The sequence below is a fragment of the Nocardia carnea genome, assembly GCF_029868855.1.
GTDB classification, from domain to species: domain Bacteria; phylum Actinomycetota; class Actinomycetes; order Mycobacteriales; family Mycobacteriaceae; genus Nocardia; species Nocardia carnea_A.
In genome coordinates this window covers 1-15357 of sequence record NZ_JARWOV010000022.1, presented here as the reverse complement: position 1 = coordinate 15357, position 15357 = coordinate 1, and the positions used below count along the sequence as shown (strand labels likewise).

Sequence of the window (15357 nt, the reverse complement as noted above, 5' to 3'; positions counted from 1 at the left end):
GGCCGGACGGGCCAGCCACACCATCGCCTCCCCGCCCCCGTCGACGATCTCCACGGCGGTCCAATACAGCTGTTGGCGGGTCCGCGCGTCCGCCGGCCGTGTCCCCCCCCCCGCCCCGCGCAGGGGGCCCCCCCGGGGGGGGGGGGGGGGGGGGGGGTTGGGGGGGGGGGCCCCGCCGGCGCGGGGCGGGCCGGCCCCCCCCCCCCGCCGGCCGGTGCCCCCAAGCCCGTACCGCCGAATACACCGCGGTGATCGCCGAGGCCGAACAGGCCCTCACACTGCCCGAAGACGAACGCCGCCGCGCGTTACGGCGGCTGCGTGGGGAACTGCGCCGCATCCAGCGCCGAGACTTCTTCCCCCCACCGTCGCGTGCCGCAGCCCAGCGTGCGGTGCAGTCCCTGCACCCCGACCACGTCACCGAGGAGTCCGCATGAAATGGGCCACCCGCGCCGGTATCCACATCGACCGCGCCGCCTGCGCCTGGCTGATCCGCCGCGAAATCGACCAGAAGGCGGAGTTCGTTTTCGTCGGCGACCCGGCCGAGGTGCCGGCGGAGGCGACACCGTTCGATATGCGCGGGGTCGACCTCGGCCACCACGGTGGGGACTGCAGCTTCGAAACGATCCTGCGTCGCCACGATCTCACCGATCCGGTGTTGTGGCGGATCGCCGAAATCGTGCACGAAGCCGATATCGACGACGAACGCTTCGACGCCCCGGAAGCCCCCGGCCTGGACGCCGTCCTGCGCGGGCTGTCGATGATCGGCGACGACACTCACACTCTGTCCGTCGCGACCCCGATCTTCGACGGCCTCTACGAGTACTACCGCCGTGAAACCCTTCTCGGCCGCGAACCGGCCTGACCACCCGGACGCCGGAAGCGCCCGCGTCGAGCCGGTGGCAGGTCCGCCGCGCCCTCGGCTCCCGCCGGGATACGAGGTCCGCGGTGTCGGTGTGCGCCGTGGTGGAAACACGGTCCTCGACGAGGTCGATGCGGATATGCCGGGTGGAGTCTGCACGGTGCTCACCGGCGCCAGCGGGGCGGGCAAGTCCGCTCTGTTGCGGTTGCTGATCCGGCTCGACGACCCCGATGCCGGCCACATCACTCTCGACGGCACGGACCTGACCGCCCACGACGTGCTCGCGCTGAGGCGGCGAGTCCAGCTGGTGGCCCAGCAGCCGATCCTGCTGACCGACTCCGTGCTCGGCGAACTGCGCACGGCCTGCCCGGAACTCACCGAAGCCCGCGCCGAGGTTCTGCTGGCGGGGGCCTGCCTGTCGGCTTTCTCGGCCGCGCCACCAGCGGGCTGTCCGGTGGGGAAGCGGCCCGGGTCTGCCTGGCTCGGGCACTGGCGATGGGTCCGCAGGTGCTGCCGGCCGATGAACCCACCGCCGCCCTCGACGACACTGCCACTCGGGCGGTCGACAACCTCTTGGCCGAATTCGTCACCGGCGGCGGGAGGTGGTGCTGGTCAGCCACGATCCCGCCCAGATCCGCCGTCTCGCGGGCCAGGTGATCACCCTCGACCACGGCCGCCGCGATCGCTGTAGGGAGATGGGGTCGTGAACGCTACGGCGATGACCTGGTGGCAGGTGGCGGCCGCGGTTCCACTGGTGGCCACCGCGGCCTATCAGCGGCTGGGCCTGACCCGCGATCTGGTGACCGCGGCGGTCCGCGCCGCTGTGCAATTGGCGGCGGTGGGTGCGGTGTTGCTGCTGTTGTTCGCGCACGCCGCCACCGCGGGGACGACCGGCTGGATCGCGGTGATGCTGCTGATCGCCGGACAGGTCGCCGGGGGCCGCGGCCGTGCCGTACCCCGGGCCCGGATCCTGGCTACCGCTGCGGTCGCCGCCGGGTCACTTCCGGTGCTGGTCGTGCTCATCGTGTTCGGGGTATTGGAGGTGCGAGCCGAGGTGGTCATCCCGATCTCGGGCATGGTCATCGCCACCGCCATGCAGGCCAGTGGTTTGACCTTGGTGCGGGTGGCCGAGGATGTGGGCCATCATCGGCCCGCGATCGAAACCCGTCTGGCCCTGGGAATGCCGGCCACTGCCGCGTTCGCCCCGCACCGCCGCTCTGCGGTCCGAACTGCCCTGCTCCCGGCCGTGGATTCGACAAAAGTCGTCGGGCTGGTCAGCCTTCCCGGGGCGATGACAGGGCTGATCATCGCCGGTGTCGACCCGTTGACCGCGATCCGGTATCAGATCGTCGTCATGTACATGCTCTTGGCGGCCGCGACAGTCGCGGCGACCACCAGCGCCTACCTCGCCCACCACACTCTGTTCGACACCACCGCCCACCGGCTTCGCACATCGGAAACCGCTGGAGAAGCGAGGTGGTGGGTGATTCGTGGGGCTGCTCGCCGGTGACGATGGTCGACTTGCCGCGACAGGCGTGTAGGTCCTGTTTCGGACGATGCCGGATGGGTATGCTCGCGCGCATGACGGCTGGTACCGGCGGAGCGACGATCGATCGCGCTGTCCGCCTCGCCGCGCGGCCGTCGGTGCTGCGCAACAGCCAACCGTTGCGGTGGCAGGCCGACAGAGGTTTGTTGGATCTGTACCGGGTGGGCGAGCGGCTGCTTCGCCTCCTCCGGGCCGGCCCGGCGGATCCGACGCCGGTGACGCCCCGCGAATTCGCGTTCGACGACATGAATGGGCATTCGAGGCGCCGGACGAGGTACTCGACGATGTCGTGACAGCGCTGATCCGGTTCGGTTGATCCGCTGCTTTGCCGCGGGCCGTGGAGGAGGTGTGATGCACGATCCCGATCCACCGTTTCGGCCGATACGCCGGGTCGACGGTTACCTGCCTCTGGAGGATTACGGGCTGATCGGAGACGGCGCGACGGCTGCCCTCGTCGGTGTCGACGGATCGATTCCCTGGCTGTGCATTCCACGGTTCGACGCCGAACCACTGTTCTGCGGACTGCTCGATCATGCGCGGGGCGGGACGTTCACCATCGCACCGGCGGAACTGCGTGCGGGCCGCCAACGCTATCTACCGGACACCGGAGTGCTGGAAACCGAGCTGCGCTGCGCCACCGGCGTCGTCCGGTTGACCGATGCGATGGTCCTGCGTTCAGGCGCCGACCTCGGCGAGGACGCTGCCGCCGACAGAGCTGAACTCGTTCGCAGCGCCCTGGTCGTCGAAGGCCGGGTCCGTTTGGCCGTCGAAGTGTTGCCGAGGGGCGGGGCCGAAGTACGGCCCGTGCTGAGCGGGCTGGAGATCCGTCCGGATCCCCAACCCGGCCCGCGGTTGCATCTGCGGAGCAACCGGCCGGTATCCGGCCTGCACACCACGTTCGACCTGGCCCAGGGTGAGCAGTTGGACCTGGGATTGTCCTGGGGACGGTTTCACCGGCATCATCGATTCGACGCCGGCTCGATGCTCCGCGACACCGCGAATGCCTGGCGGTCGTGGCTGGACGGCTGCAGTTACGCGGGCCCGCAGCAGCAACTCGTCCGGCGTGCCGCGATCACGCTGAAAATGTGCGATCACTGGGCCGGCGGAGCGGTGATCGCCGCACCGACGTCGTCGATTCCGGCGCCGATCGGCGGGGTTCGCAACTGGGACTATCGGTATGTCTGGATCCGGGACGCCGCCTTTGCCGTCTTCGCCTTCCGCCGCCTCGGCTTCCACGGCGAGGCGGATGCGTTCCTCGGCTGGGTTCTCGACGCTGTCGAACGCGGAGACCGGCCGCGCATCATGTACGACCTCGACGGCGACCCGGTACCGGACGAGGTGTCGGACGCCGGTCTCGAAGGCTACCGGCGTTCGGCACCGGTTCGGTGGGGCAACGGCGCCGCCGATCAACGCCAGCACGACCTCTACGGCGAAATTCTCGATTGCGCCGACCAATGGCTGCGGGCCGGTGGCGAGCTGCAGCCGGTTCTCTGGGCCGGTCTGGCCGGTTTGGCGGATATGGCCGGGCGCGCCTGGGAACAGCCCGATCAAGGGATCTGGGAGGTCCGCAGCGCGGGGCGCGCGTTCACATACAGTGCGGCGCTGTGCCACGTCGCACTGGACCGGGCCGCGTCGATCGGCGAGCGTTTCCGGCTACCGGGGCCTGTCGGCACGTGGCGCGCCACCGCCACGCACATCCGCGAGTCCATCCTGGAACGCGCCTGGAACGACCGAACCCGGACGTTGAGTGCTCATCTCGACGGAGGTGCCGCGCTGGATGCCAGCCTGCTCGCACTGCCGCTGCGTCATGTCGTCCCCGCCGGCCATCCGCGCATGGTGGCGACAACTGCGGCGATCGCCGAGCGCCTGGACGCCGGCGGGGGACTGCTCTACCGGTACCTGCACGACGAATCACCCGACGGCCTGCCCGGCGATGAGGGCGCCTTCGTCCTGTGCAGTTTCTGGCTGATCGATAATCTGACTCTGCAGGGCCGTATCGAGGAGGCCGAGCAGCTCTACGACTCCCTGTGCGCCCGCGCCAGCCCCCTGGGCCTGTTCTCCGAACAGATCGACCCTTCCACCGGCGCGTTCATAGGCAACTTCCCGCAGGCGTTCAGCCATATCGGCGTCATCGCCAGTGGCGTGAACCTCGCACGTGCAAAGGCGGCCACACGATGATCCGACGACTTGTCATCTTCGGCGGTACCGGTGACCTGGCCGGACGTTACCTCCTGCCGGGTCTGGCCGCCCTCCACGAAACCGGCCGTCTGACCCCCGATTTCGAGGTCGTCTGCGCCGACCGGAAGGGCCGGGACGACGAACAGTTCCGCGCATGGGCCGCGACCCAGCTGGACCAGCACGCCCCGGACATCTCGGGCGACACCCGGCAGGCGATACTCACGGCTGCGCGATACAGCCAGGCCGATATACAGGACCCGGAGCAGGTAACGGAGACGATCGCCGGCGCGGGACCGGTGGCCGTCTACCTGGCACTGCCACCGGCGTTGTTCCCCACCGCGATCCGGACACTGCACGCCGCCCAGCTCCCGGCCGGTAGCCGGCTCGTGCTCGAGAAACCGTTCGGGGAGGATCTCAGCAGCGCGGAAACCCTCAACCGGCTGCTGGCGGATCTCGTTCCCGAACAGGCCGTCTTCCGGGTGGACCATTTCCTCGCCATGACGACTGTGCAGAACCTGCTCGGGAGCCGGTTGGCCAACCGGGTACTCGAATCACTCTGGAACAGCGCGCATATCGCCGAAGTCGAGATCATCTGGGACGAGACCCTCACCCTCGAGGACCGCGCGGGGTATTACGACGGTGTCGGTGCGCTCGAGGACATGGTGCAGAACCATCTTCTGCAACTGCTCTGTCTGGTGGCCATGGAACCACCGATCACCCTGTCCGAACGCGATCTGCGCGATCGCAAGGTCGACGTACTGAGGTCGATCCGTACCCTGACCGACGACGACATACCGCACCGCACCCGCCGAGCCCGATACAGCGCCGGCGTGATCGGCGACCGCCACGTGCCCTCCTACACCGACGAGCCCGGGGTGGATCCGCAACGGCGCACCGAAACCTTCACCGAAGTCCACTTGCGGATCGACAATTGGCGCTGGGCCGGAACGAACTTCGTCCTGCGCACCGGCAAAGCCCTCGGCGCCGACCGCAAAGAGGTCGCCGTCCACTTCCGGCCGGTCCCCCATATGCCCTTCGGCCACCACGGGACGACAGCACCGAACGTCCTGCGGTTCGGACTCGACCCCGAAAACCTCACCCTCGCCCTCACGACGATCGGCGCTGCCATCGACACTCTGGTCCCGGTCACCATGACCGCACCGATCCAACCGCCCGACCTACCCGCCTACGGACGACTCCTGCTCGACGTCCTGCTCGGAAATCCGGCCCTGTCCATCCGCGGGGACGAGGCGGAAGAGGCATGGCGAGTGGTCACCCCGATTATTTCGGCCTGGTCACGGGATCTGATACCGCTCGACGACTACCCCGCCGGTTCACTGGGCCCAGCGGGCGCCCGGCCCTGATGGACACCTCCGGGGCCGCGAATCATCCGAACCAGCGCAGTCTCAGGTTCGGATCCGATCGTCATCGGTTCCCGACGGTCGACGATCGTGAGAACCAAGTCGGAATCGGCGCACACGGCCGCCCGTCTTTCGCAGAATTTCTCCAACTCGCCGCTCTGACCTGCTACAAGAAGTGCCCCGCGTAAGACATCCTCATACGTTATGTCACCGACGAAGCACTCCGCGGGGGAGCTACGCAGTCAGGCATGGTGGGACAACGCGGGAAACCGGGAGATGACGGCTCTATATCTCGAGCGGTTCCTGAACTACGGCCTCACGCGGGCAGAACTTCAGTCGGGCCGGCCGATCATCGGAATCGCTCAGACAGGTAACGATCTGGTTCCTTGTAATCGGCACCATCTCGCCCTCGCCGACCGGATCAAGGACGGGGTGCGCGATGGTGGCGGCATTCCGTTCGAGTTCCCCGTCCATCCGTTGCAGGAGACGGGAAAGCGCCCCACCGCGGCACTGGACCGCAACCTCGCCTATCTCGGACTGGTCGAGGTGCTCTACGGATATCCACTCGACGGAGTGGTTTTGACGACGGGCTGCGATAAGACCACGCCTGCCTGCCTGACCGCGGCGGCGACAGTCAATATCCCGGCAATCGTCCTTTCCGGAGGACCTATGCTCAACGGCTATCACAAGGGTATGCGGACCGGGTCGGGTCTGGTGATCTGGCAGTCGAAGCGGCTGCTGGCCGCCGGTCAGATCGACTACGACGAATACATGGCGCGGGTGAGCGCTTCCGCGCCCAGCATCGGGCATTGCAATACGATGGGCACCGCGCTGTCGATGAACAGCCTGGCCGAGGCACTCGGGATGTCCTTGCCCGGCTGCGCGGCGATACCGGCCCCCTACAACGAGCGGGCGCAAATGGCCTACGCCACCGGCTTCCGGGCGGTGACCATGGTCCGCGAGGACCTGACTCCCCGAAAGGTCATGACCCGGCGGGCTTTCGAGAACTCGATCGTTGTCGCCTCGGCCATCGCGGCGTCGACCAACGCGCCCATCCACATCAACGCCATCGCACGTCATGTCGGGGTGGACCTGACCAACCAGGACTGGCAACGCGTCGGACGCAACATTCCGGTGTTGGTGAACCTCGCTCCCGCAGGGGAGTTCCTCGGCGAGGACTTCTACCGCGCGGGCGGTGTCCCCGCGGTCATGCGGTCGCTGCTGGAAGCGGGACACCTGCACGGCGACGCCGTAACCGTATCGGGCCGAAGCGTGGCAGAGAACCTCGAGGAAGTCCTGCCCGCCGACCCGGCGGTCATTCGTCCCGTGCACGACCCCGTCACCGCACACGGCGGACTACTCGTCATGACCGGGAACCTGTTCGACTCCGCGATCATGAAAACATCGGTCGTCACCGACGATTTCCGGGCCCGCGGCGCGTCGCGCCCCGACGGTCGGTCGGTGTTCGACTTGCGTGCCGTCGTCTTCGACGGGCCCGAGGACTACCACGCGCGCATCGAAGATCCGGAATTGGGCATCGACCAGGACTGCCTCCTTGTCATGCGCTACACCGGGCCCGTCGGATATCCGGGCTCCGGCGAGGTCGTGAACATGGAACTTCCCGCCACGCTGATCCAACGAGGTATCGCCGCGCTGCCCACACTCGGAGACGGCCGGCAGAGCGGCACATCGGACGCACCGTCCATCCTCAACGCCAGCCCCGAGGCCGCGGTCGGCGGAAACCTCGCCATTCTGCGCACCGGCGATCGAGTCCGCATCGACCTGGACAACGCACGTGTCGACCTCCTGCTGGCGGACGAGGAGATCGCCGCGCGGTGGGCCGACTACACACCACCGGCACTGGAGCACCAGACACCGTGGCAAGAGATCTACCGTTCCACGGTTGGCCAATTGGACAGCGGAGGCTGCCTGGAATTCGCCGTGTCGTATCAGGACCTCGCCCACACCAAGGGGATTCCCCGTGACTCACACTGACGCCCGCGGAACGATCCTGATCGCCGACTACGACTTCGGTGATGTGGACATCGAACGCGCAATCGTCGAGGGCGCCGGACTCCGGCTCCTTGCCGCGCAGTGCAAGAGCGAGGACGAGGTGATCGAGGCGGGACGAGAGGCCGGCGGCATCCTCACCCAGTACGCGCAGGTGGGGTCGCGCGCGATCGACGCGTTGACCCGCTGCCGGGTGATCGCCCGCTACGGCACCGGCGTGGATATCGTCGATGTCGACGCCGCGACCCGACACGGAATCCAGGTCACGAACGCACCGAACGATTGGTGTGCCGACGAGGTGGCCGATCATGCCGTCGCGCTGTGGCTCGCGGCCGCCCGCAAGATCTGCCGGTACGACCGGGCGACCCGAGCGGGCGAATGGCACTGGAAGACCGGGGAACCCATTCACAGATTGCGGGGTCAGGTGCTGGGCCTGCTGTCTTTCGGCTCGATCGCACGGCTCATCGCCGAACGCGCACAAGCGTTCGGTGTCGAGGTCTGGGCATATGACCCATTCCTCGACCAGTCCGAGATCCGAGAATCCCAGGTGCGGCCGATGTCCTTCGACGACCTGGTGGAGGGTGCCGACTACGTGGTAGTCCAAACACCGCTCACCCCCCAGACACACCACACCTTCGACCGCGCGACGCTGCGCCGTATGAAGCCGTCCGCCATCCTCGTCAACACCGCACGCGGACCTATCGTCGAAGATGCGGCGCTCCAGCAGGCCCTCACCGAAGGGTGGATCGCCGGCGCGGCACTGGACGACCTCGAGGAGGAACCTGCGAAACAGCGTGTGTGGCGCCCGGACAATCCGCTCCTCGAACTGCCCAACGTCATCGTCACCCCGCACGCCGCGTACTACTCCGAGGAATCTGTGAGAACGGTACGGACCATCGCGGCCGAAGAGGCCGTCCGGGTTCTGACCGGGCAACCGGCACGATTCCCGGTCAACGAGCTACCGCCCGGTGCCGGTTCCGGTCGGCGATGACGACCGACATCGATTCCGTATTGCAGGGTTCTCGGATCCTGCCGGTACTGACCGTGCCGGACCCGGCCATGACCGACCGCTTGGCCGAGGCGCTCGCGGCGGGCGGCGCCCGATGCGCCGAAGTCACCTTCCGCACCGTGGGCGCGGAACAGGTCCTCGAGATGATGGCGGCGCACGGCGGCCTGTCAGTCGGCGCAGGCACAGTGCTCACCCGGAGTCAGGCGGAACGGGCCGTGGCCGCCGGAGCCCGATTCGTCGTGTCGCCCGGCTTCGACGAGGAGGTCGTGGCACGGTGCCAGGAGCTGAGTGTGCCCGTGGTGCCGGGCATAGCCACCGCCACCGAGCTGATGCGCGCCCTGCGGGTGGGCTGCCACACCGTCAAGCTCTTTCCCGCCGAACCACTCGGCGGATTGCGAACGCTGCGGGCACTCGCGGCGCCCTTCCCACAGGCCCGCTTCATTCCGACCGGCGGGATCGAATACTCCCACCTGGCTTCCTACCTCGCCGCCCCCGCGGTCCTTGCGGTCGGCGGCAGTTGGATGGCGACCGCAACACACCTGGAGCGGGGCGACTACGCGGAAATCCGCCGGCTGACCGCCGAGGCCGTCGATCGGAGCACGCCGTGACCGACGTCGTCGCCCTGGGGGAGGTGATGCTGCGCTTCGACCCGGGCGAGGGCCGCATCCACACCGCCCGCACGTTCCAGGTCTGGGAGGGTGGCGGCGAGTACAACGTCGTACGAGGCCTGCGCCGCTGCTTCGGCCTGCGAACCGCCATCGTGACCGCCCTCGCCGACAACGCCGTCGGCCGGCTGGTCGAAGACCTGATACTCCAAGGAGGAGTCGACACCTCGCTGATCCGCTGGGTGCCGGGCGAGGGCGTCGGCCGCGCCGCCCGCAACGGTCTGAACTTCGTCGAACGCGGCTACGGCATCCGTGGCGCGCTCGGCGTCAGCGATCGCGCACACACCGCGGTCGGTCAGCTGCGCACGGGAGATTTCGACTGGGACGCCGTCTTCGGAGCGGGCCCGCGCTGGTTCCACACCGGTGGCATCTTCGCCGGCCTGTCCGAAACCACCGTCGAGGTCGCCGAGGAGGCCATGACGGCGGCCCGCCGCCACGGCCTCACGGTCTCCTACGATCCGAACTACCGCCCCAGCATCTGGGCGGACAAAGGCGGCCCGGACCGGGCCCGCGAAGTCGACCTGCGACTGGCCCGCCACGCCGATGTCATCGTGGGCGCCCTGGCACTCGCCGGCACGCGGCCGGGTGATCTGCGCATCAGTGCCGATGAGATACCGGACGCGCTGGTGGAGGCCGCGAACCGGGCCCCCGACGCGTCGATCGTGGCAACCACGCTGCGCGAGGTCTCCTCGGCCGATGTCAACGACTGGTCCTCGGCCGCCTGGTCCACCGGGACCGGCTTCGTCACCGGCCCCCGGATGCGCGGCCTGCATGTTCTCGACCGGGTCGGTTCCGGCGACGGCTTCGCCGCCGGACTGATCCACGGTCTGCTCACCGGCGCCTCGGTCGAACGCTCTCTTGCTTACGGCACGGCTCACGGAGCCCTGGTCATGACAACACCGGGAGATGCATCCATGGCCTCGCTCGCCGAGGTCGAGGCACTCATCGCGGACGGATCGGCCCACGTCAGACGTTGACCGCGGTGGTCGACACCACCACTCGTCGCGACCCGCTGCCGACGAGCGACACGGCGTGCACAACACCCTTGACATCAACTCTGGTTCAGGTCGCAGCATTGGTTCATGACCATCTGGGTATGTGACGGGTGTGGGCTCGAGCATTCCGACTCGGCTGCTCCGCCCGCTGCGGGATGCGTTCTGGCCACTGATGCGGTATCGGTCGAGGAACGAGGCGACCTCGGCCCCCATGGTCACTGGACCACCCACGAAGGACTCGCCCGGCAACCGCACACAACCCACCACCGTGACCACGGAAGGGGAGTTCACAGCTTCCGCAGAGAGCCCCGCCTGGCGATCGGCCACTGGTCCTTCGTCCTTCGAACCCCCGGCGGCAACCTACTGTGGGACCCGCCCGCCTACATAGACCCTGTTGTCGTCGGGATGGTTCGATCCCTCGGCGGAATTGCCGCGATCGCCGTCAGCCACCCGCATATGTTCGCGGCGCAGGTCAGCTGGAGCCACGAATTCGGGCATATCCCCGTCCTGGTAAAAGACAAGGACAAATCCTGGATCGCCCGCAACGATCCTGTCATCCGGTACTGGTCGGATACCGAAACCCCGATGGACGGGATCACCCTGATCGAGGTCGGCGGACATATGAGAGGTAGTTCGGTGGCATTGACCGCTGACGGCACGTTGCTTTCCGGCGATACGATAGCCGGAGCGCTCGTACCCGATTGGGTCTCTTTTCAGCGAAACTACCCGCGACACGTGCCGCTGTCCGCCGCAGTTGTCGACCGCATTGTCTCCCGACTCGACCCCTACTTCTACGATCGCCTCTACACCCTGGGCGGAGATACCATCGATGCCGATGCCAATCAGATAGTGATGCGCGCGGCCGACCGTCATATCCGCTGGGTCACCGGAGAGTTCGACCATCTCACCTGACAGTGAACGGACCCGGCGAATACGGAAAGCCGACCACTTCGGAAGGCGCCGGTGTGCCCGGCGACGTGCTGGTGACAGTCGATCGGGAAGGAGGATCTATGAGCACCCGCGTCCCGCTCCCTCTGGTGGACCCGGAGCCGTACGGCTTCCTATATCTGGGATTCGAGGTGGACGTGCCTCGGAGAGCGGCCGTATACCCGAGGTCGGATTCACGCCGGAGAGCGGCATCCAGGTTGATCGATGCGGCCGTGGACCTCGACGGGCGCCCCGAGGTGTTCTCGGTGCGCGTTTTCCGTACACAGTTCGTTCCGCCGTTGCCGGGCGCACCCCGACATGACCTGGCGATGTTGATCCGTACCTCCCGTATCGAAGACCTCGAGGAAATTCGCATCAGCGACGCTGTGAGAGCGCTGGGAGGAATCGAGGTGCTCGCCGGGGCGAACGCCGCGCGCATCGGCGAAACCGAAACAGACGAGAACGCGACCTACTTGTTCAACCACTTCACCCTGGCCGGCGACGGCGATCCCGTCGAGAGCTGGCTTTCTCTGACGAATTGGTATACGTCGACGATCGGCGTGAACAATTCGACCGCACTGCGTCCGGTCGGGAACGAGTCGAAGTTCGCACTGGTGAACTACGTGCGGTTGCCCTCCGGTCCGGCACCCTTTCTCCTGAATCAGCTACTGAGACCGAGTTTTCACCGTGTCGTCCGCGGTACTTTGAAGCGCGCGCGTATGCGTGCTCTTCCGGGCTTCTATCGAATGATGTACTAGGTCACCAACGAATCGGGCGGTCGCCGGCCCGACCTCGGCTCACCTGGCCCGGAGGAAGCCGCGCTCGTAGCCGAGGCCATCGCCGGCCACCCGGCAGCAGTCGCCCGGGTATTGTGCCCGAACAGCGACTGTCGAAGAATGATGAGACCACACCCCGATGACGATCTCGCGCCCCTCATCGCCGGGGCCGGACACCGCGGCGACCCTCTATGGCAGGCAGCAGGAACGCGGTGCACTGGCGGCCCTGATGGCACGGGCACAGGCAGGAAACGGCGGATTCGCTGTGGTACACGGGGAGCCGGGGATCGGTAAGAGCGCACTTCTGGATGATGTTGCCCGCGCCGCCGCCGGTATGCGCGTCTTACGTGTGACGTGCGTCGAATGGGAATCCGACCTCGGCTACGCGACACTGCACCACCTGCTGAAACCTGCGCTCGAGCTGCTCCATCGGCTACCCGAACCGCAGGCGGCCGCACTCCGGGCGGTGTTCGGCCTGGCGGATGGACCTATCCCGGATCGATTCCTGGTCGGCTTGGCGACGCTGTCGTTGCTGTCGGAGCTGGCGGAGGGCAACCCGCTGCTCTGCATCGTGGACGACGCACACTGGGCCGCCGACGCGTCGATCAATGTCCTCGAGTTCGTGGCACGGCGACTGGACACCGAGCCGATCGCGCTGGTGCTGGCAGCACGCGCCCACGAGGGGCGCCGCCTCGAACGTGCGGGAGCCGTGGACCTGCCGTTGGCCGGCCTGGACTGTTTGTCGGCGCGCCAACTGCTCGTCGAACAGGTCGGTACGCGGTTGACTCCGTCGCAGCGCGAGGTAGTACTGAATGCCACTGCGGGCAATCCGCTGGCGATCCGCGAACTCCCGGCCACGGTCGTCGGTGCATGCGTGCCACCGAGGCCATTGCCACTCGTCGAGGAGTTGCAGCAGGCGTTCCTGCGCCGGGTTCGCTGTCACAGCGAACCCCTACAGCGCTTGATGCTGTTGATCGCCGCGGACGGTAATCTGAGGTGGGACGTGTTGCGCCGGGCCGCGTCTGTGCTCGACGCCGCTCTCGAATCCGCTGTCGATGGTCTCTGCGACCTCGGCGACCTGGTCACTGTGGAAGGCCCGACGGTGGTGTTCCGGCACCCACTGATCCGCTCTGCCGTCTATCACGGTGCCACAGTGGCGGATCGGCGGAATGCCCATCGAGCCTTGGCCGCCGTGGTAGACGACGAAGACGAACTTCGTGCGTGGCATCTGGGACAAGCGGTGGAGGGACGTGACGAGGATGTTGCCCGAGAGTTGGAGCACGCGGCGCGCCGCGCAGCCCGATCGAGTTCCGCCACTGCCGCTGCTCTGCTCGCCCGAGCGATGGAAGTGGGTGAGCCCGGGTGGGGTCTGGTCCGGCGCAGGCTCGAATCCGCGGAAGCCTGGTGGCACGGCGGAGATTTCGACCGGGCCAAGACGATGTTGGAGGGCCTCGAGCCGGACAGTTCACTCGAGCCCCTTCGTGTTCGGGCAACTCTGCTTCGGGCGTCGCTGGAACTGCACATAGGCCGGCCCGCCGACGCTCTGGCCATGCTGCGCCCGGTCCTTCCCCGCGCGCTGGAAGCGGGCTCGCAACAGTCGATCCCGCTGCTGATGCGGTTCTGGGAGGCAGGCTTCGCCGCCAACGCCGCGGATGCGTGGGCGGAGTTGTCGAACGTGGTCGAGCAGCAAGATCTCACCGGCACCGGCGTATGGGAGATTCTCGGCCGTCTCCTGCGTGGCACCTGCCGAACCCTCAGGGGAAAGGAAGCCGGATTGGCGCCCGGCGATCTGGACGCGGCAGAGCACCTGACAGATCCGGGTCCGGCAGCCTGGGCCGCCGGGATGATCTGGGAACTCGGCGACCGAAAGCGCGGGCGGCACCTGAGCAGGATCGCGATGCAACACGCACGCCGCCTCGGGACACCGGTACCACTGTCCTGGGCATTGTGGCGGGTGGTCGTCGACGATCTGGAAAGCGGTCGTTTCCGTTCGGCGGAAGCGTTCGCGGAGGAAGGCTGCCGGCTGACGGAGGAAACCGGACAGCGGAACGCACACCTCGCGTTTCGCGGCGCCCAGGTCATGCTGGCAGCGCTGCGCGGCGACGACGAGGCGGACCGTACGCTTGCCGGCCACGTCAAGGCCGACGCGATCGCGCACGGCATGGTCAGCATCGTCGTCCTCGTCCAGCGCGCACTCGGCCTGCTCGAACTTGCGGCCGGCAGGCCCGCACAGGCTCTGCTGCACTTCCAGCCACCGGCCGGCGGCTCCTACCTCAGCGTCACGGTGGTGAACGTGCCCGACCTGGTCGAGGCGGCGGTCCAGTCGGGCCACGTCGACCTGGCCGCCGAACCCCTGGCACTGTTCACCCGATGGGCGCAGGCCGCCGAAACACCCGAGCTGAACGCGTTGGCCGCCAGATGCCGCGCACTACTCGCTCCACCGGAGCACGCGGCAGCCGAATTCCGTCGCTCATTGGCACTATACGAACACACGGACCAACCGTTCGAGACGGCGAGAACCCAACTGCTATTCGGTCGGTACCTGCGCCGTAACCGGCGCAAGTTCGAGGCCCGTGCACCGCTCGACGCCGCCCTGGAGACCTTCCAGATGTTGGGTGCCACACTCTGGGCAGATCGCGCCCGGGAAGAACTGCGCGCCACGGGCGTACGCATCCGGCCCCGCGCTACCCCCAGTACCGTGCAACTCACGCCGCAGGAAGCACGGATCGCCGAAGCCGTCGCCGACGGTTACACGAACCGGGACATTGCGGCACAGATGTTCCTCAGCACCCGGACGATCGATTACCACTTGCGCAAGATGTACCAGAAGGCCGGGGTCAACTCCCGTGCCGAACTCACCCGGATCCTGCTGACCCAAGCCGGCAACAACCGGGGCGCCCGGCGGCCACCCCGGTGAACGCATACTGTGGAGTCATGGCCGCCGATGCACTAATGCAACCCGCCCACCGGCGCTGAGTGGCGGGTTCACCGCCGCGGGGCCGGGTTGCGCGAAACGCGCCCGGGGTACCGG

General features: G+C 67.6%; 14 protein-coding genes and 1 pseudogene. All 15 read left to right on the top strand.

Annotated elements, in window-relative coordinates:
* Positions 1-248: 248 nt before the first annotated feature.
* The 15 genes and pseudogenes from QH195_RS01670 (at position 249) to QH195_RS01605 (ending at position 15243) form a co-directional block, all read left to right on the top strand.
* Complete coding sequence (locus tag QH195_RS01670) at positions 249-434, top strand: hypothetical protein (protein WP_280434073.1); 186 nt, start codon at positions 249-251, stop codon at positions 432-434.
* The gene (locus QH195_RS01665; RefSeq protein ID WP_280421413.1) at positions 431-862 is read left to right on the top strand and encodes a chromate resistance protein ChrB domain-containing protein; all 432 of its coding nucleotides are present in this window, start codon (positions 431-433) and stop codon (positions 860-862) included. The genes QH195_RS01670 and QH195_RS01665 overlap by 4 nt, the downstream gene beginning before the upstream one ends.
* Before the next feature lie 136 nt (positions 863-998).
* Positions 999-1196: pseudogene (locus QH195_RS35150) on the top strand (ATP-binding cassette domain-containing protein); the annotation flags it as partial.
* A 26-nt stretch (positions 1197-1222) separates the two neighbouring features.
* On the top strand, positions 1223-1516 hold the full coding sequence (locus tag QH195_RS35145; protein ID WP_432278821.1) for an ATP-binding cassette domain-containing protein: 294 nt from the start codon (positions 1223-1225) through the stop codon (positions 1514-1516).
* A 46-nt stretch (positions 1517-1562) separates the two neighbouring features.
* On the top strand, positions 1563-2369 hold the full coding sequence (locus QH195_RS01655) for an ABC transporter permease (protein ID WP_280434071.1): 807 nt from the start codon (positions 1563-1565) through the stop codon (positions 2367-2369).
* 53 nt (positions 2370-2422) lie between these two features.
* Entirely contained in the window at positions 2423-2698 is a 276-nt protein-coding gene (locus tag QH195_RS01650) for a hypothetical protein (RefSeq protein ID WP_280434070.1), read from the top strand.
* Positions 2699-2756: 58 nt separating this feature from the next.
* A complete protein-coding gene (locus QH195_RS01645) occupies positions 2757-4583 on the top strand; it encodes a glycoside hydrolase family 15 protein (RefSeq protein WP_280434069.1) in 1827 nt (608 codons plus the stop codon).
* Positions 4580-5947, top strand: a complete 1368-nt coding sequence (locus tag QH195_RS01640; protein WP_280434068.1) for a glucose-6-phosphate dehydrogenase — start codon at positions 4580-4582, stop codon at positions 5945-5947. The genes QH195_RS01645 and QH195_RS01640 overlap by 4 nt, the downstream gene beginning before the upstream one ends.
* A 201-nt stretch (positions 5948-6148) precedes the next feature.
* Positions 6149-7939 (top strand): IlvD/Edd family dehydratase, encoded by a 1791-nt coding sequence (locus QH195_RS01635; RefSeq protein WP_280434067.1) that lies wholly within the window; start codon positions 6149-6151, stop codon positions 7937-7939.
* Complete coding sequence (locus tag QH195_RS01630) at positions 7926-8945, top strand: C-terminal binding protein (RefSeq protein WP_280434066.1); 1020 nt, start codon at positions 7926-7928, stop codon at positions 8943-8945. The genes QH195_RS01635 and QH195_RS01630 overlap by 14 nt, the downstream gene beginning before the upstream one ends.
* Complete coding sequence (locus QH195_RS01625) at positions 8942-9571, top strand: bifunctional 4-hydroxy-2-oxoglutarate aldolase/2-dehydro-3-deoxy-phosphogluconate aldolase (RefSeq protein WP_280434065.1); 630 nt, start codon at positions 8942-8944, stop codon at positions 9569-9571. The genes QH195_RS01630 and QH195_RS01625 overlap by 4 nt, the downstream gene beginning before the upstream one ends.
* The gene (locus tag QH195_RS01620) at positions 9568-10605 is read left to right on the top strand and encodes a sugar kinase (RefSeq protein WP_280434064.1); all 1038 of its coding nucleotides are present in this window, start codon (positions 9568-9570) and stop codon (positions 10603-10605) included. The genes QH195_RS01625 and QH195_RS01620 overlap by 4 nt, the downstream gene beginning before the upstream one ends.
* A gap of 423 nt (positions 10606-11028) precedes the next feature.
* Positions 11029-11535, top strand: coding sequence for a hydrolase (locus QH195_RS01615; RefSeq protein ID WP_280434063.1), 507 nt, complete (start codon positions 11029-11031; stop codon positions 11533-11535).
* 272 nt (positions 11536-11807) lie between these two features.
* Positions 11808-12308, top strand: a complete 501-nt coding sequence (locus tag QH195_RS01610; protein ID WP_280434062.1) for a hypothetical protein — start codon at positions 11808-11810, stop codon at positions 12306-12308.
* 157 nt (positions 12309-12465) lie between these two features.
* A complete protein-coding gene (locus tag QH195_RS01605; RefSeq protein ID WP_280434061.1) occupies positions 12466-15243 on the top strand; it encodes a helix-turn-helix transcriptional regulator in 2778 nt (925 codons plus the stop codon).
* Positions 15244-15357 lie beyond the last annotated feature (114 nt).